Below are 23,854 nucleotides of genomic sequence, written 5' to 3'. Positions count from 1 at the left end.
GGCGCCCGCAGTGAGCGCCGGCCTTGGGGTTAGTGGCTGGTGACCTGCCCCAGGTCGTCGTTGGAGGTGCTCTGCAAGTCGCCGTTGCGCAGCGCCGCCACATCCCCGGGCTTCACCGCCGAGGCCTGGTTGCCCCAGCTGCTGCGGATGAAGTTGACCACATCGGCCACCTCCTGATCCGACAGGCGCCAGGCGAAGGCCGGCATGGTGAAGGTCGACGGCGCGCTGTGGGTCGCCGGCAAGGTGCCGCCCTTGAGCACGATATGGATCAGCGAGGTGGCATCCGCCGATTGCAGCACGGGGTTGCCCGCCAGCGCCGGAAACACCCGGGTGTAGCCGTGGCCGTCGGTGCGGTGGCAGGCCGCGCAGTTGTCGATGTACACCGCCGCGCCCGGCTTGCTGTCGTCACCGTTCCACAGGGCCTGGGCCACTTGCTTGTCGTACTGGTGCGGCTGGTCCTTGGGGTCATTGGCCGGCAGGGACTTGAGATAGCGGGCAATCGCCGTCAGGTCGGCGTCGGTCATGTACTGCATGCTGTGGACCACCACATCGCTCATGCCGCCGAACACCGCGCTGCGATCACTGCGACCGGTCTTGAGGAACTGCACCAGTTGCTCTTCGCTCCAACTGCCCAGGCCATCCTTGTGATCGCCACGCAGGCTCTTGGCGATCCAGCCCTCCAGCGGCGCGCTGCCAGACAGGAAGTCGCTGCCATCGCTGGCGCTCAGGGCCTTCTCCTGCATGGTCAGGGCCCGTGGCGTGTGGCAGGCGCCGCAGTGGCCCAGGCCTTCCACCAGGTAGGCACCGCGGCTGATCACCGGATCGCTGCCAGCCGCAGGTGCCGGGGTCTCCACGCTCGGGGCGAACATCCAGCGCCAGATGGACAACGGCCAGCGCATGCTCAGGGGCCAGGGAATGTCACTGTCCTGGTTGTCCCGGGCCACCGGTGTCACGCCCTTCATGAAGTAGGCATACAACGCTTGCATGTCGGCGTCGCTGACTCGGGCGTAGGAAGGAAACGGCATGGCCGGGTACAGGGTGCTGCCGCCCTTGGCCACGCCATGGCGCACGGCTTTGTCGAAGTCCTCGAAGCTGTAGTCGCCGATGCCGGTCTTGTCCGGGGTGATGTTGGTGGAATAGATCACGCCGATGGGGGTCTCCATCGGCAGCCCGCCGGCGAACGGCTTGCCGTCCTTGGCGGTATGGCAGGCCACGCAGTCACCGGCGCGGGCCAGGTATTCGCCCTGTTGCACCAGGGCTTGCTGATCCGCTTCGGCAGCATTGGCGGCTGCGCTGCCCAGCAGCGCCAGGGTGGCGATAACGAGTGCTTTCATGGTCATCGCTCCTTATGCCTGAACCAGCGGGCCGGGGTTTTTCAGGTACTGCTCGCGGATCGCCCGGGCCGACCAGTAGGTCAACGCTGCCACCAGGCCGGTAGGGTTGTAGCCCAGGCCTTGAGGGAAGGCCGAAGCCCCGGGCACGAAGACGTTGTGCACGTCCCAGCTTTGCAGGTAGCGGTTCAGGGCGCTGGTCCTGGGGTCGGTGCCCATGATCGCGCCGCCGTTCAAGTGGGTGGTCTGGTAGGACGCAGTGTTGAAGTGCTCACCGACCTTCTTGCCCAGCAAGGCAATGGCCTTGGGGTTCATCGCCTCGGCGATCTTGCCCATTTTCTCCACCATGAAGCGGTTCATCTTGATGTCGTTTTCCTGCCAGTCGAAGGTCATCCGCAGCAGGGGCAAGCCGTAGGCATCACGGTACACCGGGTCCAGATCCAGGTAGTTGCCACGGTAGGACTGATGCGCTCCGTGGGCGTCCATGGAGACCTGATGGGTGTAGTAGTCGGCGGTGGCTTTCTTCCAGGCACTGCCCCAGGCCGGGGTACCCGGCGGGTTCGAGGTGCCGGCGATGGGCCGGCTGCCGGCCTGGTTGACCCACATCGGCGAGCCGCCGACAAAGCCGTGGGGGCCGTGGTCGAAGTTGTCGGCGTTGAAGTCGTCCACCGCCACGCCGTTGCCGCCGGCGCCGATGAAGTTGTTGGTGTGCACGTCCTTGTCGAAGTAGGCCTTGATGGTGGCCATGTTCTGGTAGGCGAAGTTCTTGCCCACCACGCCTTCGCCGGTAATCGGGTCGTAGGGCTTGCCGATGCCCGACAGCAACATCAGGCGCACGTTGTGGAACTGGAAGGCGCCGAGGATCACCAGGTCCGCCGGCTGCTCGATCTCGCGGCCCTGGCCATCGACGTAGGTGACGCCGGTGGCGCGGGTCTTGCTGCTATCGAGGTTGACCCTGAGCACGTGGGAGTTGGGCCGCAGCTCGAAGTTCGGCAGCGGCTTGAGGGCCGGCAGGATGTTCACGTTGGGCGAGGCCTTGGAGTACATGTAGCAGACGTAGCCGCTGCAGAAGCCGCAAAAGTTGCACGGCCCCATCTGTGCGCCATAGGGGTTGGTGTAAGGCCCCGAGGTATTGGCCGACGGCAGGTTGTAGGGCTTGTAGCCCACCTCATTGGCCGCTTTCTGAAACAGCTGTGCGGAATAGGTGTTCTTCTGCGATTCCAGCGGGAAGTGGTCCGAGCGATCCGGCGCATAAGGGTTGCCGCCCTTGCCGTCGCCCACCAGTTGGCCCTTCACGGTCCAGGCCTGGCCCGAAGTGCCGAAGACCTTTTCCGCGTAGTCGAAGAACGGCTCCAGCTCTTCATAGCTGACGCCGAAGTCCTGGATGGTCATGTCCTTGGGGATGAAGTTCTTACCGTAACGTTCTTCGTAGTGGCTGCGCATGCGCAGCTCGATGGGGTCGACCCGAAAGTGCACCCCGGACCAGTGCAGGCCGGCACCGCCCACGCCATTGCCCGGCAGAAAGGCCCCCAGTTGCCGGTTGGGCAGGGCCACGTCGTTGACGCTGTGGCGGATGGTCACCGTCTCTTTGGAAATGTCCTGGAAGAGTTTCTTGCGCACGCTGTAGGTGAGTTCGTCGATCACCTGGGGATAGTTGCCATCCGGGTAGGTGTCCTGCATCGGCCCGCGTTCCAGCGCCAGCACATTGAGCCCGGCCTCGGTCAGTTCCTTGGCCATGATCGCGCCGGTCCAGCCGAAACCGACGATCACTGCGTCGACCTTCTTCATCACTGTTGCCATGCTCAAGCCCTCTCGCCGCGAATCGATACAGCCGGGAAGGGGTATTGCTCGTTGCGTTCCACCCAATCCATGAAATCGGCGCGAGCGCCGGGAAAGCCGATCAGGGTCCAGCCCACCAGGCCTTTATTGCCACCGTGGATCGGATCGCTGAAGAAGCCTTCCTTGGTGTTCTGCAACAGCAGATTGAAGAAAAGCTTGGCCGGGACCGCGTCGAACTGCGGGGTTCCGGCCTCCAGTTGCTTGAGCAAGTCGTCTCGGGTAGCGCTGTCTTGCGCAGCAAATGTTTGCCCCTTGAGCTCTTTGCACCACGCATCCGTGGCGGCAATGCCCAGGCGATAGATGTCCTTGGGCACCAGTTTGCTCTGCCAGCCCATCTCCGGTGCGGCGTCGGCCTTGAACGGGCCTTGCATGTACCACAGGGCGCCAGCGGCGTAGGGGGTATTCATCTGCCGGTCGATGTATTCCGGCACGCCGGCTTCCAGGGCGCCCGGGCCCATTTCGTCGGCCGGGATCAGGCGTTCCACCGCGGCCTTGATGAAGGCCCACTCCTCGGCGGTGAAGTAGCCCGGCTCATAGCCCTGGCCGCTGCCGGCGGGCTGCTTGCCCGGCGTGGCCGGCGTGGCAGCAATGGCCGTTTCAGGTGCAGCCGCCAGCAGGGAGCCGCCCAGGCCGGTGCTGGCGACGGTGACCACAGGGATCAAGGTCAGGGATTTACGCAAAAACTCACGCCGCGGGTTGTCTCGATCTTGATCAGACATGGGTGCACCTCATCAGGCATTGATGGATTGGTCAGCCGCGTCATGGCGCGACTTTGTGTTTTGGCAACGCAAAAGGCCGGGAAGACCCGGTTTTATGAACACATCAGCAAACTTTAGTTACAAATGGTAGCAGGCTAAGCATCCAAATGAATCGTTTCAGGCGGAAAAAAAGATCAGAAACCGCCGGAAAAAGCGGATCAGCTTCACGATTCTTTGACAGGGGGCTCACGGGGCTTTGACCCCGGCAAATCGATACTGCGCGGCATTGAATCCCCTCATCGGTGATCCCGCGCATGTCGAGCATTCGTTTCATCCCGGCCCTTTGCCTGTCGTTGCTGGCGCTGCTGGCCGGGCCCCAGGTACAAGCCGCCGAGGCCCCCTCCCGCCGCCCGGACCAATGGGCGCAGCCAGTGGAAAAGCAGTACAACCTGTACCAGATGTCCCCGACCCTGTATCGCAGCGCCCTGCCGGACAAAGGCGCGATGCCGCTGCTGCAGCAGCTCAAGGTGGCAACGGTGATCAACTTCCTGCCGGAATCCGACGCCAGCTGGCTGTCGGCACCAGGCATCAACCAGGTGCAGTTGCCTTATCGCACCAACCATGTGGACGACGCCGATGTGCTCAAGGCCCTGCGCGCGATCCAGAGCGCCGAAGCCCAGGGCCCGGTGCTGATGCACTGCAAGCATGGTTCGGACCGCACCGGCCTGATGTCGGCCATGTACCGGGTGGTGATCCAGGGTTGGAGCAAAGAAGAAGCGCTGAATGAAATGACCCAGGGTGGGTACGGCGACAGTTCCCACTTCAAGGATGGCATTCGCTACATGATGCAGGCCGATGTCGACAAACTGCGCACCGCCCTGGCCAATGGCGATTGCAGCACCAGCGTATTCGCCACCTGTTCGGTAAAGAGCTGGTTCGAGACGGTGAGCGCGACCAGGCCGCTGAGCAACTGAGCGCCACACCCTGTGTAGGAGCGAGCCTGCTTGCGAAAACCCAGGGATCGAAAGAAGGGGGGCGAATCGCTTCGCCGGCAAGCCGGCTCCTGGAGGGGAGCCGGCTTTTTACTGCGGGGTCAGTCAGTCTTTTTCTTCAACTTGGGGTTGGGGAAAAACTGCACCGATTGCACCTTGATGTCCGCCACCTTGGGCGTCGCGCTGTTGACCCGGGTCCCGAGTTCCTTGGGCACCGACAGCCCCTGTTCGTTGAGGGTGTCGGAGTAGCCACAGGCCACACACTCGCGATGAGGCACATCGTCCTCACTCCACATCATCAGCTTGTCCTGCTCACTGCACGCCGGGCATACCGCCCCGGCGATAAAGCGTTTCTTGGTCTTCACGGGTGCGTCACTCATGCTGCCGCGTCCTCGCTGAGGCCGCTGTGGCGCAAGAGTGCGTCAATCGACGGCGCGCGTCCGCGGAAATCGACGAACAGCACCATAGGCTCCTGGGAGCCGCCACGGGCCAGGATCGCCTCGCGGAACGCACGCCCGGTGGCCGAATTGAGCACACCCTCTTCCTCGAACCTGGAGAAGGCGTCGGCCGACAGCACTTCCGCCCACTTGTAGCTGTAGTACCCCGCGGCATAACCGCCGGCGAAGATGTGCGCGAAGCTGTTGGGGAAGCGGTTGTAGGCCGGCGGGCGCATCACCGAGACTTCGTCGCGCACGGTTTCCAGCACTTGCAGCACGCTGCGGCCGTCGCCGTGGGTGGCGTGCAGTTCGAAGTCGAACAGGGAAAATTCCAGCTGGCGCACCATCATCAGCCCGGACTGGAAGTTCTTCGCCGCCAGCATCTTCTGCAGCAGGTCCTGGGGCAGCGGTTCGCCGCTTTCATAGTGGCCGGAGATCAGGGCCAGGCCTTCCGGCTCCCAGCACCAGTTTTCCATGAACTGGCTCGGCAGCTCGACGGCGTCCCAGGCCACGCCGTTGATCCCGGACACTCCGGCGTGCTCGACCCGGGTCAGCAGGTGGTGCAGGCCGTGGCCGAATTCGTGGAACAGGGTGGTGACTTCATCGTGGGTCAGCAAGGCCGGCTTGCCGCTGACCGCCGGGGTGAAGTTGCACACCAGGTTGGCTACCGGGCTTTGCAATACCCCGTCCAGCGTGCGACGGCGATCGCGGGCACCGTCCATCCAGGCACCGCCGCGCTTGTTGGCGCGGGCATAGAGGTCGAAGAAGAAGCGGCCGACGTGCTGGCCGTTTTCCTTGATCTCGAACAGGCGCACGTCCGGGTGCCAGGTATCGAAACCTTTCTGCTCGGCGATCTCGATGCCGTACAGGCGCTGGACAATGGCGAACAGCCCGCTCAGCACCTTGTCGATGGGGAAATAGGCGCGCAGAGCTTCCTGGGAAACGCTGTAGCGCTGCTCACGCAGCTTCTCGCCGTAGAAACCGCTGTCCCAGCTTTGCAGGTCGGGGCAACCCTGTTCGGCGGCGTAGGCCTTGAGCTGCTCCAGGTCCTGGGCGGCAAACGGCTTGCTGCGCTTGGCCAGGTCCCGCAGGAAGCTCAGCACCTGGTCGCTGGACTCGGCCATCTTGGTGGCCAGGCTCAACTCGGAGAAGCTGGCGAAACCCAGGAGCTTGGCCAACTCCTGACGCAGGTCGAGGATTTCTTCCATCACCGGACCGTTGTCGTTCTGACCGGCGTTAGGGCCCTGGTCCGACGCGCGGGTGCTGTAGGCGGCATAGACTTCTTCGCGCAGGGCACGGTCCTGGGCGTAGGTCATCACTGCGTAGTAGCTGGGGAATTCCAGGGTGATCAGCCAGCCTTCCAGGTCCTTGGCCTGGGCGGCGGCTGCCATTTGCGCCTTGGCCGAGTCGGTCAGGCCGGCCAGGGCGGCTTCATCGGTGATGTGCTTGGTCCAGGCCTGGGTGGCATCCAGCAGTTGGTTGGAGAACCGGCTGCCCAGCTCGGAAAGCTTGCTCTGCACCTCGGCATAACGCTTTTGCTGCTCGGGCGGCAGGTCGATGCCCGACAGGCGGAAGTCCCGCAGGGAGTGTTCGAGGATAGTCTTCTGCGCCACGTCGAAACCGGCGGCTTCCGGGCTCTTGGCCAGGGCGTCGAAGGCCTGGAACAGCTCGCGGTTCTGGCCCATTTCCGTGGAATAGGCGCTCAGGGCCGGCAGGCAGGCCTCATAGGCTTCACGCAGTTCGGCGCTGTTGCACACTGCGTTGAGGTGGCTGACCGGGCTCCAGGCAGCGCCCAGGCGATCATTGAGCTCGTCCATGGCCAGCACCAGGCCAGCCCAGGTCGGCTGGGTGGCTTGGGTCTTGAGGATGTCAGCGATGGCGGCGCGGTTGTCAGCCAGGATCTGTTCGATGGCCGGTTGCACATGCTCGGCGCGGATCGCCGAGAACGGCGGCAGGTCGTAGGGCTGCAGAAGAGGGTTGTTCACACTCACGGTGGGCACCTTGGCTGGAAGAAACATTGAGCCATCTTAATTACAATCGACGCCCACCGCAGCTATAGCCCCCATTAATAAATCTCAGAGAGGCATTCGCACTTGGCCATTCGCAGCTACCAGAACCACACCCCGAACCTGGGCGAGCGGGCCTTTGTCGACCACTCGGCGGTGGTCATCGGCGACGTGGAAATCGGCGCCGACAGCTCGGTCTGGCCGCTGACCGTGATCCGCGGCGACATGCACCGCATCCGCATCGGCGCGCGCACCAGCGTGCAGGACGCCAGCGTGCTGCACATCACCCACGCCGGCCCGTTCAACCCCGACGGCTTCCCGCTGCTGATCGGCGACGACGTGACCATCGCCCACAAGGTCATGCTCCACGGTTGCAGCATCGGCAACCGGGTGCTGATCGGCATGGGCAGCATTGTCATGGATGGCGCGGTGGTGGAGGACGATGTGATAGTCGGCGCCGGCAGCCTGGTGCCACCGGGCAAGCGCCTGGAAAGCGGCTTTCTCTATGTAGGTAGCCCGGTGAAGCAGGCGCGCCCGCTGACCGACAAGGAACGCGCCTTCTTCACCTACAGCGCCGCCAACTACGTGAAGCTCAAGGACCTGCACCTGGCCGAAGGCTACGACCGGCCCTGACCCCCCCTTGCACAGCCCAGGAATCCCCATGCATTACCAAACCGTACTGTTCGACCTCGACGGCACCCTCACCGACCCTCGCGAGGGCATCACCCGTTCGATCCAGTTCGCCCTGGGCAAACTGGGCATCGACGAGCCGGACCTGAGCAAACTGGAGCACTTCATCGGCCCGCCGCTGTTGCAGGCCTTCATGCAGTTCTACGGCTTCGACGAGGCCCGGGCCTGGGAAGCGGTGAACTTCTATCGCGAACGCTTCAAGGTCACCGGCCTGTATGAAAACCGCGTCTTCGATGGCGTCACGCCGCTGCTGGAAACCCTCGGCGGGCAAGGGCGACAACTGTACATCGCAACCTCCAAGCCCTGGGTCTTCGCCCGGGAGATCGCCCGTCACTTCGACTTCGCCAAGCACTTCAAGGTGATCTACGGCAGCGAACTGGACGGCACCCGCACCGACAAGGTGGAGCTGATCGCCCATCTGCTGGAGCAGGAGCAACTCGACCCTGCCAGCACATTGATGATCGGCGACCGCAAGCACGACCTGATCGGCGCCAGGCGCAACGGGCTGGATGCGGCGGCGGTGGGTTATGGCTTTGGCAGCCATGAGGAATTGACTGCCGAAGCCCCGGCCTATCACTTCCAGACCCTGGGCGAGCTGCACCAGGCGTTTTTGCCGCGTTAGGGCAGAGGCTTCGCCGGCAAGCCGGATGCTACAGTCCCGAAGCAGGAGCCGGCGCCAGGGCGACGGTGTCCTGCAACCGGATCAGGGCCGCCTTGCGCTCCTCGGCCGGCAAACGTCCCAGCGTCTCCACGGCGGCGAAGAATGCCGGCCAGTCCCCCTTCACCTGCCTGAACAAGGCGGCAAACGCCGGCACCCATTGGTCATACAGGCCGAAGGGCAGCAGCCGGGCGTTGTTCAGCGGGGTGTTGATCCAGGCGTCATAGCGTTTGGAACCGGCCCACTGACTGTCGCGCAACTGCCGATACTCGCTGCGCATGCGCTCGAACTCTGCGGCCTTGCGCTGGCGCATCTGCTCGGCGGGCAAAGGCAGGGCATACAGCTGCTCCAGGCGCTTGCGGGTATCGAGCACCAGCTGGGTGAACTGGTCACGCTGGCGCAACTCGCCGTCGCTCAATGGCGCCAGCCCGCGATAGGCGCGCCACTGGCGGGTGCCTTCCTGCTCGACGAAGGTGGCGTAGGACTCGTTGAACTCGGTGTCGTCCTTCACATAGAAGCGCTGGTGCGCCAGCTCGTGGAAGATCAGGGTCGCCAGGCGCTCGTCGCCCCAGTGCATCATCGAACTGATGATCGGGTCGTCGAACCAGCCCAGGGTGGAATACGCCTCGACCCCGCCGATCGCCACGTCCATGCCCTTCAACTGCTGCAACGCCGCCTCGCCCCGGGCCGCGCCCTGGCTGTAATAGCCGCGGTAAGCCACGCAACCGGCAATGGGAAAGCAGTGGGTTTGCGGGTTCAGGGAAAACTCCGGGGTGGCGAACACGTTCCACACCACATAGGGCCGCCCGATGTCGACGTACAGCCGATAGCTGCGGTTGTCCGGCAGGTGCAGGTGCTCGCTGGCAAAGCGGCGTGCCTGCTGCGACTGGGCCAGATGGGCGCGCAGGCTCGCATCGCGGCTCGGGTCGGCGACGACTTGCGCCACCGGCACACGGGCTCGCAGCAGCTGCAATTGGCCACTGGCCAGCTGGCTGTAATAACCGACGCTGCTGCAACCGTTGAGCAGCAAAAGCATCAGTGCCGGAAACAAAAACCGTAAAAGAGGATCAAGTAACCCATGGCTTGAACACGGCCTAGTCAAATCGAATCATCCACAGAGAGTCTGTCCGCAAGACTATCTCGCCAGCCTGGAGTTTCGCCATGCGCGTGTTGCTGTTGACCACCGGCCTGCTGACCCTCGGCGGTTGCGCCGGCCTGCCCGACCCCGACCCGGCCCAGGCCTGGGTCGACCTGGCTCCGCCCCGGGACACCCACCTGCAGGCATTGGAGGTGGACGCCAAGAACATCGATGATCCGCGCTATTTCCAGGTCCAGCCCGGCAGCCATGAACTGACCCTGCGCTACCAGTTCGCCGTGCAACCCAGCAACATCGGGCCAGGCGCCGAGCCGCTGTGGCGCGATTGCCAGCTGAACGTGAAATTCAAGGATTTCGGTGCCGGCCAGCGCTACCAGGTACAGGCCGGGAACATCGGTTTCCACCCCTGGGCCAGGCTCTACGACGAGCAGCACACCCTGCTCGACAAAGCCCGGCCGGCAGGCTGCCAGCGCAGTTGAACGGCGCTATGCTGAGGGCCTCTCGCTCACTCGGCCCCCGTCATGCGTCCATTTCTACTGTTTCTCGCCCTTGGCACCCTCAGCGCCTGCACTACGCCCCTGCCGGGCGTCGATCCGCAACAGGCCTGGATCGACCTGGCCACCCCGACGCCCGGGGGCAAGCTGGTCATGGCCGAACGCCTGGACAACCAGCGCCTGGACGACGGGCGCTTCTTCCAAGTCAGCCCCGGCAGCCACGAATTGATGGTGCGCTTCGATTTCGAAGTGTTCGCCGGCGGCATGGGCATGAACAACGATCCCCAGGAGCGCCTGTGTTACCTGAGCCTGCGCTACGACCATTTCCAGGCCGGCCAGCGCTATCGCCTGGAGGCGCGCAACCTGGGGTTCACCCCCAGCGCACGGCTGTACAACGCCCAGCGCGAAATAGTCGCCGAGGAGCGCATGATCAACTGCGTGCCCTGAGTCGGGTCAGCGATCGTTCTTCTGATAGATGATCTTCCTGGTGCCGTTTTCACAGCTGCCGACCACCATGTTGTTGTCGTGGACTTCATCGTTGGTGACGATTTCCAGGGTGTAGGAAGGTACGCCCTGGGCCTGGATCTTGGCTTCGATCTCGGCCTTGAGTTCCTCGCAGGGCTTCGGCGCGGCCAGGGCCGATGTGGCCAGCGCACAACTAACAACCGCCAAGGCAAAACGTTTCATGATCTAAAGCTCCCTTGCTGCGGTGCACACGGGGGTGCGCTGAAGCCGCAGTCGCGTATTCGACCACAGGTGCTTGTCCGCCGCACAGGCGCATTCGCCGGCATGCCCGCTCCTACGGACCGGTGCAGGAGCCGGCTTGCCGGCCAAGCAGTTGCCTCAACTCAGCAGCGTCGCATCCAGGCTGATCTTGGCGTTGAGCACCTTGGACACCGGGCACCCTTCCTTGGCCTTCTTGCTCAGCTCATCGAACTGCTGCTGGCTGGCACCGGGGATCTTCGCCTTGAGGATCAGGTGCACCGCGGTAATGGCAAAGCCGCCATCGACCTGGTCCAGGGTCACTTCTGCCTGGGTGTCGATGCTGTCCGCCTTGAGCCCGGCCTCACCAAGGATCATGGAAAAGGCCATGGAGAAACAGCCCGCGTGGGCCGCGCCAATCAGTTCCTCCGGGTTGGTGCCCTTGCCACCTTCGAAACGCGCCTTGAAGCCGTAGGGCGCCTCACGCAACACGCCGGTTTCGGTCGAGATCGAGCCAATGCCGGTTTTCAGGTCACCTTCCCAATGCGCCGAGGCTTTCTTTTTGATGCTCATCGCTTTCTCCTCAAGAACCGGTGCGAAAGTTCGCACCCTGATGTTTTTTGTTGCCTAAGGGTTCTGAGGATAGATCCGATGGCAAAGTTCAGCCGTTGTCGCCGATGCCCGTTTACCCGACAAATTCACTCAGGCTATTGAAACTCGGGTATATGCCCACATTGCATAGATCTGACTTACAGACTTCGGCAGGTTTTGGCTCATGACAAAAGCCTGCGCACCCCAAGGAGAAGCAGGCTTATGAAACCGCTGTCCGCTGTTAAATACTCGACCCTCGACCTGGTGCCCGTGCGTGAAAACGGCAGCCCGGGGCAGTCCCTGCGCAACTCCCTGGACCTGGCGCAGCATGTGGAGAAGCTCGGTTACACGCGCTTCTGGGTCGCCGAGCACCACAACATGGACGGTATCGCCAGTTCCGCTACCTCGGTGCTGATCGGCTACCTGGCGGGCGGTACTTCGACCATTCGTGTCGGTTCCGGCGGGGTCATGCTGCCCAACCACGCGCCCCTGGTGATCGCCGAACAGTTCGGCACCCTGGAAAGCCTGTACCCGGGGCGCATCGACCTGGGACTGGGCCGCGCCCCGGGTTCCGACCAGATGACCGCCCGCGCCCTGCGCCGGGAACGTTCCGGCAGCGCCGACGATTTCCCTGAGGACGTGGCCGAACTGATGGCCTACCTGGGCCCGCGTACCCCCGAACAACGGGTGATCGCCATGCCGGGCACCGGCACCAACGTGCCGGTATGGCTGCTGGGCTCCAGCCTGTTCAGTGCACAACTGGCCGGGGAACGGGGCTTGCCTTACGCCTTCGCCTCGCATTTCGCACCGCGCTACCTGCACGAGGCGATTCGCGTCTACCGCAACCACTTCAAGCCTTCGGCGGTGCTCGACAAGCCCTACGTGATGCTTGGCGTGCCGCTGGTGGCAGCCGACACCGACGAACAGGCCGATTACCTGGCGACTTCGGTGTACCAGCGCATCCTGGCGCTGATGCGTGGCCAGAGCCTGGTCCAGCGCAAACCGGTGCAAAGCATGGACGGCCTGTGGCTACCCCATGAGAAGGAAGCGGTCGCCAGCTTCCTCGGCCTGGCGATGGTCGGCAGCCCGGCGAAAATCCGCGCCAAGCTGCAGGTGCTGATCGAGCAGACCGGAGCCGATGAGCTGATCTTCACCTGCGATCTGTACGAACACGCCGATCGGCTGCACTCCTACGAGCTGCTGTCACAGGTAATGAAAGGCTGAAACGACAGGCATGAAAAAGCCGACGTTCTGCGTCGGCTTTTTTTTGACCATCCACAAGGCTCAACCGCGCTTGTAGACAATTTCCTTGGTACCGGCTTCGCAGGAGCCGACTACCTTGCCATCCGCCGCCGCGCCCTTGTCCACCACTTCCAGCGAATAGTGCGTGGCGCCGTTGGCGTCGATCTTGGCGGCAATCTCGCTCTTGAGTTCTTCGCACGGCTTGCCAGCGGCAAGGGCTGTTCCCGCAAGACTCAACAAAGCAGCAGCTAATACTAGTTTTTTCATCGGTCACATTCCCTGGTCGGATCAAAAGAGGCGGCATTGACGCCTGCCTGACAGAGGCTCAAGACACATGTAGCGCTTTGCCATTTCCTATGGCACTCGGCCAGCGCACAAGTTCCAGAGCCTAGCTCAAGCCTTCAACTATTGGCAATTCGGAAGCCCACCTTGAGCGTGACCTGAAAATGCGCCGCTTTGCCGTCCTTGATATGGCCCCGGGTTTCGGTTACTTCGAACCATTCCAGGTGCTTGATGCTCTTGTGCGCTTCCGCCAGCGCGTTGTTGATCGCATCTTCGATGCTGTTCGGCGACGAACCCACCAGTTCGACTTTCTTGTAAGTGTGATGATCAGTCATGGCGCTCTCCTTTTTAGCTGTGAATTACAGCCTAGCAGTGATTTTTCTTATTACTTGTGGCGCCTGCGCCCAAGGCTAAGTTCAGATTTTCTGCACTTTCCCAACACGCCGCAGTCGGAACCTACACAGCCCATTCACCACCCTGCAGGAGAGCCGACATGGCCAACACCTCGTTACGCAAAGCCTCACTGGAAAGTATGGAAGCCGAGATCTCCAGCCTGCTCAAATCGCTGGAAAGCCTGAAGGACGATGCGTCCGACGAGTCGCGCAAGACCCTCAAGGCGCTCAAGAGCAATGCCGAAAGCGCGCTGAAGCATTCGCGCAGCCTGCTCAGCGATGCCTATGAAGAAGTCAAAGTGAAAACCCGTGAAACCGGGATCGCGACCCGCGACTATGCCCAGGAACACCCCTGGACCACCGCCGGGGTTGCCGTGGGTGCCATCGGCCTGCTGGCCGCCTATCTGCTGTGCAAGCGCGGCGACTAAAGCTGCTGGCGCAGTTCGTTTTCCAGCCACTGCGCCAATTGCCGGGCGCGCCCATCCGAGGCGCGCTTGGGTAACCACAGCGCCAGTTGCCCCGGGGTGTCGGAAAAACCCCAGGGCGCAACCAACCTGCCCGCCAGCAAGTCCTCGGCCACCAGCGGCTGCGGGGCAATTGCCACCCCCAGGCCCGCCACGGCCGCCTCCAGCAAATAATACAGATGCTCGAAACCCTGCCCGTACTTCAACGTTTCGGGATTCAGGTCGTTGCGCCGCGCCCAACTGGGCCAGGCCTGGGGGCGGGAAGTAGTGTGCAGCAGGGCCTCGCTGGCCAGGACGCCAGCCGGCGCCTGCCGCAGGCGTGGATAACCGGCGTAGCGCGGGCTGAGCACCGGGCCGATGCGTTCGCTGGCCAGTTCATAGACCTGCATGTCCGCCGGCCAGGGCGGCTCGGCAAAGACCAGCAAGGCATCCAGGCCCGGGCGCCGGGGGTCGAGGTCGCCTTCACCGGCCGAAAGGTGCAGGCGCAGGTCCGGCAGGTCGGCGTTCAGGCGCCCCAGGCGCGGGATCAGCCAGCGCGCCAGCAGGCTTCCGGAACAGCCCAGGACAAAGGGCGCATCGGCGCTGCCCTGGGTCAGCTCGGCGCAGACATCCCGCAGGCGCTCGAAGGCCTCGCTGCTGGCATCGCGCAGGCGAATGCCGGCATCTGTGAGTTTAAGGCCACGGCCTTCCTTGACGAAAAGGCTCAGCCCCAGGTGTTCTTCAAGCACCTTCAACTGCCGGCTGACCGCGCCGTGGGTGACGTGCAGCTGTTCGGCCGCCTGGCTGACGCTATTGAGCCGGGCAGTGGCTTCGAAGGCCCGCAGGGCATTCAGGGGAGGCAGGTCGCGGCTCATTTTATCTGTGAGTTTTCCTGACAGGTTGCGGCGATCTTATCGGTTTTCAGCATCGGATGTCAGGGGTAGAGTGGGCTCCATTGTGTTTCTACGAAGCGGTCTTTCCACCAGGCCTTCTTTCTCCAAACTTCCCCCGGGAGCGCTGCAATGACCCAGTCCCAATTACGCAATGGCCCTGACGACAACGGCCTGTTCGGCGCATTCGGCGGCCGTTACGTGGCCGAAACCCTGATGCCGCTGATCCTCGACCTGGCCCGCGAATACGAAAAGGCCAAGGAAGATCCCGAATTCCTCAAGGAGCTGGCCTACTTCCAGCGCGATTACGTGGGCCGCCCCAGCCCGCTGTACTTCGCCGAACGCCTGACCGAGCACTGCGGCGGCGCCAGGATCTACCTCAAGCGTGAAGAGCTGAACCACACCGGCGCGCACAAGATCAACAACTGCATCGGCCAGATCCTGCTGGCGCGGCGCATGGGCAAGAAGCGCATCATCGCCGAGACCGGCGCCGGCATGCATGGCGTGGCCACCGCCACCGTGGCCGCGCGTTTTGGCCTGGATTGCGTGATCTACATGGGCACCACCGACATCGAGCGCCAACAGGCCAACGTATTTCGCATGAAGCTGCTGGGCGCCGAAGTGATCCCGGTGGTGGCCGGCACCGGCACCCTGAAGGACGCGATGAACGAAGCCCTGCGTGACTGGGTGACCAACGTCGACAGCACCTTCTACCTGATCGGCACCGTCGCCGGCCCGCACCCGTACCCGGCCATGGTCCGCGACTTCCAGGCGGTCATCGGTAAGGAGACCCGCGAGCAGATGCAAGCCCAGGAAGGCCGCCTGCCGGACAGCCTGGTGGCGTGCATCGGTGGCGGTTCCAACGCCATGGGCCTGTTCCACCCGTTCCTTGACGACAAGAGCGTCGAGATCATCGGCGTAGAAGCCGCCGGCTACGGCATCGAGACCGGCAAGCACGCCGCCAGCCTCAACGGCGGCGTACCCGGCGTACTGCACGGCAACCGCACCTTCCTGCTGCAGGACGACGATGGCCAGATCATCGACGCCCACTCGATTTCTGCCGGCCTCGACTACCCCGGCATCGGCCCGGAACACGCCTGGTTGCACGATATCGGCCGCGTCGAATACACCTCGGTGACCGACGACGAAGCCCTGGCCGCGTTCCACCAGTGCTGCCGCCTGGAAGGCATCATCCCGGCCCTGGAAAGCGCCCATGCCCTGGCCGAAGTCTTCAAACGCGCACCGAACCTGCCCAAGGATCACCTGATGGTGGTCAACCTCTCGGGCCGTGGCGACAAAGACATGCAAACCGTGATGCACCACATGCAACAGTCCCAGCAGGAGAAACACTGATGAGCCGCCTGCAAACCCGTTTTGCCGAGCTGAAGGAAGCAAACCGCGCCGCCCTGGTGACCTTCGTCACCGCCGGCGACCCGAACTACGACACCTCCCTGGCGATCCTCAAGGGCCTGCCCGCAGCGGGCGCCGACGTGATCGAACTGGGCATGCCCTTCACCGACCCGATGGCCGACGGCCCGGCGATCCAGCTGGCCAACATCCGTGCCCTGGGGGCCAAGCAAAACCTGGCGAAAACCCTGCAGATGGTTCGCGAGTTCCGCGAAGGCAACAGCGACACCCCGCTGGTGCTCATGGGCTACTTCAACCCGATCCACCACTACGGCGTGCCGCGCTTCATCGCCGACGCCAAGGCCGCCGGTGTCGATGGCCTGATCGTGGTGGACATGCCGCCGGAACATAACAGTGAACTGTGCGACCCGGCCCAGACCGCCGGCATCGATTTCATCCGCCTGACCACACCGACCACCGACGACGCCCGCCTGCCCAAGGTGCTCAACGGCAGCTCCGGTTTCGTCTACTACGTTTCCGTGGCCGGGGTCACCGGTGCCGGTGCCGCCACCCTGGAACACGTGGAAGAAGCCGTGGCCCGCCTGCGTCGCCACACCGACCTGCCCATCAGCATCGGTTTCGGCATCCGTACTCCGGAGCAGGCAGCCGCCATCGCTCGCCTGGCCGACGGCGTGGTAGTGGGCTCGGCGCTCATCGACCACATCGCCAGCGCCGAGTCTTCCGAGCAAGCGGTGGATGGGGTGCTGAGCCTGTGTGCGGCGCTGTCCGAGGGCGTACGTAAGGCCCGCGTCAGCTGAGGGTAAAGTTCCTGATACAGAGGAATTAGCGCCTCGAGACACAGACTAAACAGCAAGACCCGGGGGTTCGCGACCAAGGTGGCGAACCCCTTTTTGCTGTGTGTGTTGCGAGGAATACCTGATGAAAATGCCCAAACGTCTGATTGCCGGTGCCGCGGTGCTGATGCTCTGCGCCAGCCCGTTGCTGCAGGTCATGGCCGACGAGCGCGGCGGCTATGATCGTGGCGGGCCACAGCAGGGCCATCGGGACAACCGTGGCAACGAGCACCGTGGCCCGGGGGATGATCGCCGCGGCGGCCCGCCACGGGATTTCGGCCCGGTGCGCCAGACCATCCGCGACAACCACGGCTACTTCGTCCGGGGCGCGCCGCCACCTCCCGGCATCCACCTGGTGCGCGGCCAGCCACTGCCGCGCGGCTACTACGGCGAACGCCTGGAGCCCCGGGCCCTGTCGCGCCTGCCGGTGTACCCGGGGTACGAATGGCGACGCATGGGGGGCGACATCGTGCTGATCGCCGTGGGCACCGGCATCGTCTACGAGATCCTCGACGGCGTGCTCTACTGACCTCACCCGACCGGCCGGCCCCTGCAGGAGCCGGCTTGCCGGCGCTCCGTCGCCCTCAGAACCCCCTCAGGTCCAGTGGCCGCATAGCCCCCATCCAGATCGCATGGTCGGTGTGGTCCAGCAGGTCATCGCCGGTATCCGGATGCAGGAACACCACCAGCCCCTGGCGATTGAGGGCCAGCCACGGCACCACCTGGGCAAACACCTCGGGGCCGAACGCCAACTGGCAGCTCCAGTCCGGATGCGGCCCCACCGGCCGCTCGTGGACCCTGCCCATTTTCAGTTCGAACAGCTGCGCCGCCCGCTCGCACAAGGCCCGGGCCTGGTCGATGGTGCTGGCGTCAAAGTAGACATGGGCGTGGTAGCCCTTGATCCGTTGCATGCAAACCCTCGCAATCAAGACGAACCCTCAAGGCTCGCCACAGGTCACAACCGGTACCTGTGGAAAATAAGGAAGCCAGGCCATGAAAAATGCCGAAACTCCGGTGGTCAAACTGGTGCTCTATGGTGCCATGAGCAGCCTGGGCAGTGCGTTGATGGCAGAGAGCCTGAGGCGCCAGCATGAGGTGATCGCCATTCTCGACGACCTCACCGCGCTGGCCCCGCGCCCAGGCCTGCGCGCCAAGGGCGGCGACCTGTTCGACCCGGACCGGGTCAAGCAGAGCGTAGCCGGTAGCTCGGCGGTGATCTGCCTGCTGGATGCCCCCGATCTGCCCGGCAGCACCACGCCCGGCCAAGCCCCCGACCCGGTGAATCAGGTACGGGCGGTGGATGCCCTGATCGAAGGCATGCAGGGCGCCGGCATCCGTCGGCTGATGCTGGTGGGGGAGTTCAGCGTTCTCGACAACCCGCCCTCCAGCACCAGCCTGCCTCACCATGCCGCGCAGGAAATCCTCGATGCACTGCGCAGCAGCGCGCTGGACTGGACCCTGATCAACGCGCCGCGGGGCGTGGCCGGGCTGGGTATCGAGCATTTCAACCAGGTTGGCGACAGCCTCGAACCGGGACTTGCCGAGCCGCTGCGACGGCTCAACGGCGTGGCAATCGGCATCAGCGACGAGCTGCGCCTGAATCTGCACCTGCGCGAGCATGTGAGTTTCATCGCCACCCAACCCCAGGCCACCACCTAGCGGGCAATGGACGGCAGCGCCAGCCCCTTGAGGCTCTGGGCGCTGCCGGCCTGCTCGCTCATCAGCCAGTCGACGAAACGCTGGATCAGCGGGCCGCGGCGCTTGCGCTGGGGCAGCACCACGTAATAGCCGTAGGCGGACAGCGCGCGCTCGGCGATGGGCCTGCACAGCAGGCCCTGCTCCAGCAGGTCATCCACCAGGTGACGCCAGCCGATGGCCACGCCCTGGCCGCCGATGGCCGCCTGGATCAGCAGGGTGTAATTGTCGAAGCGCAATTGCCCTGGGGCCGGCGCACCCGCAAGGCCCAGCTCGCGAAATACCCCGCTCCAGTCGAACCAGTGGTTGCTGCCTTCGCCCCGCAGGTGCAGCAGCGGCAGGTCCAGCAGGGAAGGGGCGGGCAGCGGCGCAACGCGGTCCTTGAGCAGCAGCGGGCTGCACACCGGAAACACTTCTTCGCTGAACAGCCAGTGGCTTTCCCCCTGCCTGAAGCGCCCGTCGCCGAACAGCACCGCCACGTCGATATCGCTGCGCAGCATGCTGTGGCTGCGCTCGCTGGTGACCAGGCTCACATCCACCTGGGGGTTGGCCTCATGAAAGCGATGCAGGCGGGGCATCAGCCAATAGGCGGCGAAAGCGAAATCCGTGGCCACCTGCAGCACCTCATGCTGATGCTGCTGGCTGAGGGCGCTGAGGCCGGCATCGATGCTCTGCAGGCCGGCCTGGACCTGATCCAGCAACAAGGCTGCAGACTCGGTCAGCTCTATGCCCCGGTAGATGCGGTCGAACAGGCGCACCCCCAGCTGTTCCTCCAGGCGCTTGATCTGCTGACTGATAGCCGGCTGGGTGGTGCCCAGTTCCACCGCCGCGGCGGTGAAGCTGCGCAGGCGCGCGGCTGCTTCGAACACCCGGAGCAGGTCCAGGGACAGGTCGCCAAGGGCTTCATGCATAAGCTGTGCTTATCCTAGTCATTGCTGTACATGGGCTTTACCACCAACGGCATGGGATCCATGCTCGATTGCAGCACTTTCGCATAACCATCGACTATGGAATGCCGCGAATCCATGAAGCGCAAGAACATTCTTTTCATCATGGCCGATCAGATGGCCGCCCCCTTGCTGCCGTTCTACGGACCCTCGCCGATCAAGCTGCCTCACCTCAGCCGGCTGGCCGCCCAGGGCGTGGTCTTCGACGCCGCCTACTGCAACAGCCCCTTGTGCGCACCCTCGCGCTTCACTTTGGTCAGCGGCCAGTTGCCCAGCCGGATCGGCGCCTACGACAACGCCGCGGACTTCCCCGCCGACGTGCCCACCTACGCCCACTACCTGCGGCGCCTGGGCTACCGCACTGCGCTCTCGGGCAAGATGCACTTCTGCGGCCCGGACCAGTTGCACGGCTATGAAGAGCGCCTGACCAGCGATATCTACCCCGCCGACTACGGCTGGGCGGTGAACTGGGACCAGCCCGATGTGCGCCCCAGCTGGTACCACAATATGTCCTCGGTACTGCAGGCCGGCCCCTGTGTACGCACCAACCAGCTGGATTTCGACGAGGAGGTGGTGTTCAAGGCCCAGCAATACCTGTTCGACCATGTGCGCGAGGCCGGCGACCAGCCGTTCTGCCTCACCGTCTCCATGACCCACCCCCACGATCCGTACACCATTCCCAGGGCCTTCTGGGACCTGTACCGCGACGACCAGATTCCACTGCCGCAGACCCCGCCCCAAAGCGAGCTGGACCCGCATTCCCAGCGCCTGCTCAAGGTCTACGACCTGTGGGACAAGCCCTTGCCTGTGGATAAGATCCGCGACGCGCGCCGCGCCTACTTCGGCGCCTGCAGCTACATCGACAGCAACGTCGGCAAGCTGCTGCAGACCCTGGAAGACACCGGGCTGGCGGACGACACGCTGATCGTGTTTTCCGGCGACCACGGCGACATGCTCGGTGAGCGCGGCCTCTGGTACAAAATGCACTGGTTTGAAATGGCCGCCCGGGTACCGCTGCTGATCTGTGCACCGGGGCAGTTCACTGCCGGCCGGGTCGGCGCCGCTGTCTCCACCGCCGACCTGCTGCCGACCCTGGTGGAACTGGCCGGCGGCCGGGTCGAGCCCGACCTGCCGCTGGATGGCCGCTCCCTGGTCCCGCACTTGCAAGGGCAGGGCGGGCACGACGAGGTGTTCGGCGAATACATGGCCGAAGGCACCATCGGCCCGCTGATGATGATTCGCCGCGGGGCCTACAAGTTCATCTACAGCGAAGACGATCCCTGCCTACTCTTCGACCTGCACCACGACCCGCAAGAGCGCTTCGACCTTGGCCAGTCGCCCGAGCATCGGCCGCTGTTCGACGCGTTCCTGGCAGAGGCCCGGGCCAAGTGGGACATTCCGCGCATTCACCAACAGGTCCTGGCCAGCCAGCGCCGCCGCCGGCTGGTGGCCGAGGCGCTGAGCCGGGGCAAACTCAAGAGCTGGGACCACCAGCCGCTGGTAGACGCCAGCCAGCAGTACATGCGCAACCACATCGACCTCGATGACCTGGAGCGCAAGGCCCGTTATCCACAACCCTGCCAAAACCAATAAAACGTAAGGGGAAAAGCATGCAAAGGTTATCCACAGCACTGACGCTCGGGCTTCTGGCCCTGGGCAGCGCATCCGCTTGGGCCGACTCGTGCGAGACCGTGAAGATGGCCGACCCGGGGTGGAGCGATATCGCCGCCACCAATGCCATCACCGGCTTCCTGCTCGACGGCATGGGCTACAAGGCGAAGATCGACACCCTGGCCGTGCCCATCACCTTCGGTGGTCTGAAGGATGGCCGGGTGGATGTATTCCTGGGTAACTGGATGCCGGCGCAGCAAGGCTTCCATGACAAGTTCGTGGCCAATGGCGACGTCACCCAGCTGGCCAAGAACCTGGAAGGGACCGAATTCACGCTGGCGGTGCCGGACTATGTGTGGGAGGCCGGAGTGCATGATTTTGCCGACCTGGACAAGTTCGCCGACAAGTTCGACAAAAAGCTCTACGGCATCGGCTCCGGCGCGCCGGCCAACCTGTCGCTGCAGGAAATCATCAAGAGCAACCAGTTCAACCTGGGCCAGTGGAAGCTGATCGAGTCCAGTGAACAGGCAATGCTCGCCGAAGTGTCCCGGGCCACGAAAAAGCAGCGCTTCATCACCTTCCTCGGCTGGACCCCACACCCGATGAACGTGCAGTTGAAGATGCGCTACCTGACCGGTGGCGAAAAGTACTTCGGCGCCAGCGGCAGCGTCTACACCCTGACCCGCAAGGGTTATGCACAGGCTTGCCCGAACGTCGGCAAACTGCTGGGCAACCTGCGGTTCACCCAGGAGATGGAGAACAGCATCATGGCCGCGGTGGTCAACAGCAAACTCAGCAACACCGAGGCCGCCAAGGCCTGGATCAAGGCCCACCCGGCAGTGCTGGAGCAATGGCTGGAGGGAGTGCGGACCATTGATGACAAAGAGGCCCTGGCAGCGGTGAAGAGCAGGTTGTAGCCCGAGGTGCGCCGGCCATTCGCCGGCAAGCCGGCTCCTACACCCAAAGCCTGGCAATGCTTTACCCTGGCCCACCGAATCAACCCACCCGTGAGGAACCATGGCCTGGCCCGACCGCCAATCTCTCCTGCCTTTGCTGAGCTGGCTGCCGCGCCAGACCCGGGCCAGCGTCGGCCGTGACCTGCTGGTGGGCCTGAGCGGCGCGATCCTCGCTCTGCCGCAATCCATCGCCTATGCCCTGATCGCCGGCCTGCCCCCGGAGTACGGGCTGTACGCGGCCATAGTCCCGGTGCTGATCGCCTGCCTGTGGGGTTCATCGTGGCACCTGATCTGCGGCCCCACGGCGGCGATTTCCATCGTTCTCTATGCCAGCGTCAGCCCCCTGGCAGTGCCGGCCTCCGAGGACTACATCACCCTGATCCTGCTCCTGACGCTGTTGGCCGGGGTCTTCCAGTGGCTGCTGGGAATGCTGCGCTTCGGCGCCCTGGTGAACTTCGTCTCGCACTCGGTGGTGCTGGGCTTCACCCTCGGCGCGGCGGTGATCATCGCCCTGGGCCAATTGCCCAACCTGCTGGGGCTGGAACTGCCGAACCAGGCCACCGCCCTCAACAGCCTCAGCCAGTTGCTGCAGCACCTGGGCGAGGTGGACCGGCCTTCGCTGCTGCTGGGGCTGGGCACCCTGGCACTGGGGGTCGCCTTCAAGCTGCTGGCGCCGCGCTGGCCCGGACTGCTGCTGAGCCTGGTGTTCAGTGCCCTGGTGGTGTGGCTGCTGCCGGGGGTGTTTGGCCATGTGCAACTGGTCAGCGCCTTCACCGGCCGGCTGCCGCCGTTGAGCCCGCTGCCCCTGGACCTGGAACTGATCCTGCGGTTGCTGCCCAGCGCAGTGGCGGTGGGCATGCTCGGGCTGGTCACCAGCCTGTCGATTGCCCGCTCGCTGTCAGCACGTTCGGAACAGTTGCTGGACGCCAACCAGGAAGTCCGCGCCCAGGGCCTGTCGAACATGGTCGGGGCGTTTTTCTCCGGCTACCTGTCCTCGGGCTCCTTCACCCGCTCCGGGTTGAGCTACGAGGCCGGCGCCTGCTCGCCCCTGGCCGGGGTGTTCTCGGCGCTGTGGGTGGCGCTGTTCGCCGTGGCCGGCGCCGGGCTGATCGCCCATATCCCGATCCCGGCCATGGCCGGCAGCATCCTGCTGATCTGCTGGGGGCTGGTGGACCATCGGGGCATTCGCGCGCTGTTCCGGGTCAGCCGCGCCGAGTTCGTGGTGATGAGCCTGACCTGCGTCGCCACCCTGCTCCTGGAGTTGCAGACCGCGATCTATGCCGGGGTCCTGGCGTCGCTGTTCTTCTACCTCAAGCGCACTTCGCAACCGCGGGTGCAGCAGTCCAGCGAAGGCGATGAAGACATCCTGCGGGTCGGCGGTTCGATTTTCTTCGGCGCCAGCCATTACCTGCAGGTGCGCATGCAGCGCTGCCACGCGCCCAGGCTGGTGATCGACGCACGGCAGATCAACTTCATCGACTATTCAGGGGTGGAGATGCTGCACCAGGAAGCACGCCGCCTCAGGCGCCAGGAGCGCAGCCTGATCCTGCGCCGGGCACGGCAGGCGGTGAAAGAAGAGTTGATCAAGCTCGAAGGCCCGGAACGCTGCCCGATCCACTTCGAAGACTGAACCCGCAGGTGCCTTGCCCACGCCCGACGTA

At 64.1% G+C, this 23,854-nt stretch carries 27 protein-coding genes; 14 read left to right on the top strand and 13 right to left on the bottom strand.

Features of this window, described 5'->3' with window-relative positions; translation table 11 throughout:
- Positions 1-29 precede the first annotated feature (29 nt).
- The 3 genes from BLS75_RS24575 to BLS75_RS24565 are packed head-to-tail and all read right to left on the bottom strand — an operon-like array spanning position 30 to position 3,889.
- The gene (locus BLS75_RS24575; protein ID WP_072451943.1) at positions 30-1,334 is read right to left on the bottom strand and encodes a cytochrome c; all 1,305 of its coding nucleotides are present in this window, start codon (positions 1,332-1,334) and stop codon (positions 30-32) included.
- Positions 1,335-1,346: 12 nt separating this feature from the next.
- Positions 1,347-3,131, bottom strand: coding sequence for a GMC family oxidoreductase (locus BLS75_RS24570; RefSeq protein ID WP_019095987.1), 1,785 nt, complete (start codon positions 3,129-3,131; stop codon positions 1,347-1,349).
- A gap of 2 nt (positions 3,132-3,133) precedes the next feature.
- Complete coding sequence (locus BLS75_RS24565) at positions 3,134-3,889, bottom strand: gluconate 2-dehydrogenase subunit 3 family protein (RefSeq protein ID WP_072451942.1); 756 nt, start codon at positions 3,887-3,889, stop codon at positions 3,134-3,136.
- 293 nt (positions 3,890-4,182) lie between these two features.
- Between BLS75_RS24565 and BLS75_RS24560 the strand changes: the two genes are divergently transcribed.
- On the top strand, positions 4,183-4,842 hold the full coding sequence (locus BLS75_RS24560; protein WP_072451941.1) for a phosphatase domain-containing protein: 660 nt from the start codon (positions 4,183-4,185) through the stop codon (positions 4,840-4,842).
- 119 nt (positions 4,843-4,961) lie between these two features.
- Here the strand turns inward: BLS75_RS24560 and BLS75_RS24555 are convergent, their stop codons facing one another.
- Together BLS75_RS24555 and prlC are read right to left on the bottom strand one after the other, a co-directional pair.
- The gene (locus tag BLS75_RS24555) at positions 4,962-5,240 is read right to left on the bottom strand and encodes a YheV family putative zinc ribbon protein (protein WP_011058440.1); all 279 of its coding nucleotides are present in this window, start codon (positions 5,238-5,240) and stop codon (positions 4,962-4,964) included.
- Positions 5,237-7,315, bottom strand: coding sequence for an oligopeptidase A (prlC, locus tag BLS75_RS24550; protein WP_019095604.1), 2,079 nt, complete (start codon positions 7,313-7,315; stop codon positions 5,237-5,239). Before prlC ends, BLS75_RS24555 begins: the two co-directional genes overlap by 4 nt.
- A gap of 75 nt (positions 7,316-7,390) precedes the next feature.
- On the opposite strand from prlC, the gene BLS75_RS24545 reads away from it, so the two are divergent.
- Together BLS75_RS24545 and BLS75_RS24540 are read left to right on the top strand one after the other, a co-directional pair.
- Positions 7,391-7,936, top strand: a complete 546-nt coding sequence (locus BLS75_RS24545; protein WP_011058438.1) for a gamma carbonic anhydrase family protein — start codon at positions 7,391-7,393, stop codon at positions 7,934-7,936.
- Positions 7,937-7,964: 28 nt separating this feature from the next.
- A complete protein-coding gene (locus BLS75_RS24540) occupies positions 7,965-8,615 on the top strand; it encodes an HAD family hydrolase (protein WP_011058437.1) in 651 nt (216 codons plus the stop codon).
- 28 nt (positions 8,616-8,643) lie between these two features.
- On the opposite strand, the gene BLS75_RS24535 is transcribed toward BLS75_RS24540, so the two are convergent.
- Positions 8,644-9,753 carry an aminopeptidase gene (locus BLS75_RS24535; RefSeq protein ID WP_011058436.1) on the bottom strand — a complete coding sequence of 370 codons (1,110 nt, stop codon included), beginning with the start codon at positions 9,751-9,753 and terminating at the stop codon, positions 8,644-8,646.
- A 59-nt stretch (positions 9,754-9,812) separates the two neighbouring features.
- On the opposite strand from BLS75_RS24535, the gene BLS75_RS24530 reads away from it, so the two are divergent.
- Both BLS75_RS24530 and BLS75_RS24525 read left to right on the top strand, forming a co-directional pair.
- Positions 9,813-10,226: a PA0061/PA0062 family lipoprotein gene (locus tag BLS75_RS24530; RefSeq protein ID WP_072451940.1), complete on the top strand. Its 414-nt coding sequence runs from the start codon at positions 9,813-9,815 to the stop codon at positions 10,224-10,226.
- A 42-nt stretch (positions 10,227-10,268) separates the two neighbouring features.
- On the top strand, positions 10,269-10,688 hold the full coding sequence (locus BLS75_RS24525) for a PA0061/PA0062 family lipoprotein (RefSeq protein ID WP_011058434.1): 420 nt from the start codon (positions 10,269-10,271) through the stop codon (positions 10,686-10,688).
- Between the two features lie 6 nt (positions 10,689-10,694).
- On the opposite strand, the gene BLS75_RS24520 is transcribed toward BLS75_RS24525, so the two are convergent.
- Both BLS75_RS24520 and BLS75_RS24515 read right to left on the bottom strand, forming a co-directional pair.
- The gene (locus BLS75_RS24520; protein WP_011058433.1) at positions 10,695-10,928 is read right to left on the bottom strand and encodes a DUF1161 domain-containing protein; all 234 of its coding nucleotides are present in this window, start codon (positions 10,926-10,928) and stop codon (positions 10,695-10,697) included.
- A 156-nt stretch (positions 10,929-11,084) separates the two neighbouring features.
- On the bottom strand, positions 11,085-11,516 hold the full coding sequence (locus BLS75_RS24515) for an OsmC family protein (RefSeq protein ID WP_011058432.1): 432 nt from the start codon (positions 11,514-11,516) through the stop codon (positions 11,085-11,087).
- Between the two features lie 240 nt (positions 11,517-11,756).
- Here BLS75_RS24515 and BLS75_RS24510 point away from each other — a divergent pair, with 240 nt between their 5' ends.
- Positions 11,757-12,758: an LLM class flavin-dependent oxidoreductase gene (locus BLS75_RS24510; protein WP_015633630.1), complete on the top strand. Its 1,002-nt coding sequence runs from the start codon at positions 11,757-11,759 to the stop codon at positions 12,756-12,758.
- Between the two features lie 60 nt (positions 12,759-12,818).
- On the opposite strand, the gene BLS75_RS24505 is transcribed toward BLS75_RS24510, so the two are convergent.
- On the bottom strand, positions 12,819-13,043 hold the full coding sequence (locus BLS75_RS24505; RefSeq protein WP_011058430.1) for a DUF1161 domain-containing protein: 225 nt from the start codon (positions 13,041-13,043) through the stop codon (positions 12,819-12,821).
- A gap of 134 nt (positions 13,044-13,177) precedes the next feature.
- Positions 13,178-13,393, bottom strand: a complete 216-nt coding sequence (locus BLS75_RS24500) for a dodecin (protein WP_011058429.1) — start codon at positions 13,391-13,393, stop codon at positions 13,178-13,180.
- 158 nt (positions 13,394-13,551) lie between these two features.
- Between BLS75_RS24500 and BLS75_RS24495 the strand changes: the two genes are divergently transcribed.
- Positions 13,552-13,878, top strand: coding sequence for an ElaB/YgaM/YqjD family protein (locus BLS75_RS24495; protein ID WP_011058428.1), 327 nt, complete (start codon positions 13,552-13,554; stop codon positions 13,876-13,878).
- On the opposite strand, the gene BLS75_RS24490 is transcribed toward BLS75_RS24495, so the two are convergent.
- A complete protein-coding gene (locus tag BLS75_RS24490; protein WP_072451939.1) occupies positions 13,875-14,768 on the bottom strand; it encodes a LysR family transcriptional regulator in 894 nt (297 codons plus the stop codon). The two genes, BLS75_RS24495 and BLS75_RS24490, sit on opposite strands and share 4 nt — an antisense overlap.
- A 147-nt stretch (positions 14,769-14,915) precedes the next feature.
- Here BLS75_RS24490 and trpB point away from each other — a divergent pair, with 147 nt between their 5' ends.
- The 3 genes from trpB to BLS75_RS24475 all read left to right on the top strand — a co-directional run bounded on the left by trpB (position 14,916) and on the right by BLS75_RS24475 (position 17,513).
- Positions 14,916-16,136, top strand: a complete 1,221-nt coding sequence (gene trpB / locus BLS75_RS24485) for a tryptophan synthase subunit beta (RefSeq protein ID WP_072451938.1) — start codon at positions 14,916-14,918, stop codon at positions 16,134-16,136.
- A complete protein-coding gene (gene trpA / locus BLS75_RS24480; protein ID WP_072451937.1) occupies positions 16,136-16,948 on the top strand; it encodes a tryptophan synthase subunit alpha in 813 nt (270 codons plus the stop codon). The genes trpB and trpA overlap by 1 nt, the downstream gene beginning before the upstream one ends.
- Positions 16,949-17,069: 121 nt before the next feature.
- Positions 17,070-17,513: an anti-virulence regulator CigR family protein gene (locus BLS75_RS24475; RefSeq protein ID WP_072451936.1), complete on the top strand. Its 444-nt coding sequence runs from the start codon at positions 17,070-17,072 to the stop codon at positions 17,511-17,513.
- Positions 17,514-17,568: 55 nt separating this feature from the next.
- On the opposite strand, the gene BLS75_RS24470 is transcribed toward BLS75_RS24475, so the two are convergent.
- Positions 17,569-17,895, bottom strand: coding sequence for a DOPA 4,5-dioxygenase family protein (locus BLS75_RS24470; RefSeq protein ID WP_011058423.1), 327 nt, complete (start codon positions 17,893-17,895; stop codon positions 17,569-17,571).
- A gap of 82 nt (positions 17,896-17,977) precedes the next feature.
- Here BLS75_RS24470 and BLS75_RS24465 point away from each other — a divergent pair, with 82 nt between their 5' ends.
- Positions 17,978-18,643 carry an NAD(P)-dependent oxidoreductase gene (locus BLS75_RS24465; RefSeq protein ID WP_072451935.1) on the top strand — a complete coding sequence of 222 codons (666 nt, stop codon included), beginning with the start codon at positions 17,978-17,980 and terminating at the stop codon, positions 18,641-18,643.
- On the opposite strand, the gene BLS75_RS24460 is transcribed toward BLS75_RS24465, so the two are convergent.
- Positions 18,640-19,590 carry a choline sulfate utilization transcriptional regulator gene (locus tag BLS75_RS24460; protein ID WP_072451934.1) on the bottom strand — a complete coding sequence of 317 codons (951 nt, stop codon included), beginning with the start codon at positions 19,588-19,590 and terminating at the stop codon, positions 18,640-18,642. The genes BLS75_RS24465 and BLS75_RS24460 overlap by 4 nt on opposite strands.
- Before the next feature lie 114 nt (positions 19,591-19,704).
- Here BLS75_RS24460 and betC point away from each other — a divergent pair, with 114 nt between their 5' ends.
- The 3 genes from betC to BLS75_RS24445 all read left to right on the top strand — a co-directional run bounded on the left by betC (position 19,705) and on the right by BLS75_RS24445 (position 23,823).
- Complete coding sequence (gene betC, locus BLS75_RS24455; RefSeq protein WP_072451933.1) at positions 19,705-21,219, top strand: choline-sulfatase; 1,515 nt, start codon at positions 19,705-19,707, stop codon at positions 21,217-21,219.
- Positions 21,220-21,236: 17 nt separating this feature from the next.
- A complete protein-coding gene (gene choX, locus BLS75_RS24450; protein ID WP_011058419.1) occupies positions 21,237-22,154 on the top strand; it encodes a choline ABC transporter substrate-binding protein in 918 nt (305 codons plus the stop codon).
- Between the two features lie 100 nt (positions 22,155-22,254).
- Entirely contained in the window at positions 22,255-23,823 is a 1,569-nt protein-coding gene (locus BLS75_RS24445; RefSeq protein WP_072451932.1) for a SulP family inorganic anion transporter, read from the top strand.
- Positions 23,824-23,854 lie beyond the last annotated feature (31 nt).

Source organism: Pseudomonas sp. NFPP12 (assembly GCF_900103205.1).
Lineage (GTDB): Bacteria > Pseudomonadota > Gammaproteobacteria > Pseudomonadales > Pseudomonadaceae > Aquipseudomonas > Aquipseudomonas protegens.
This window is presented reverse-complemented; position numbering and strand designations above follow the sequence as displayed.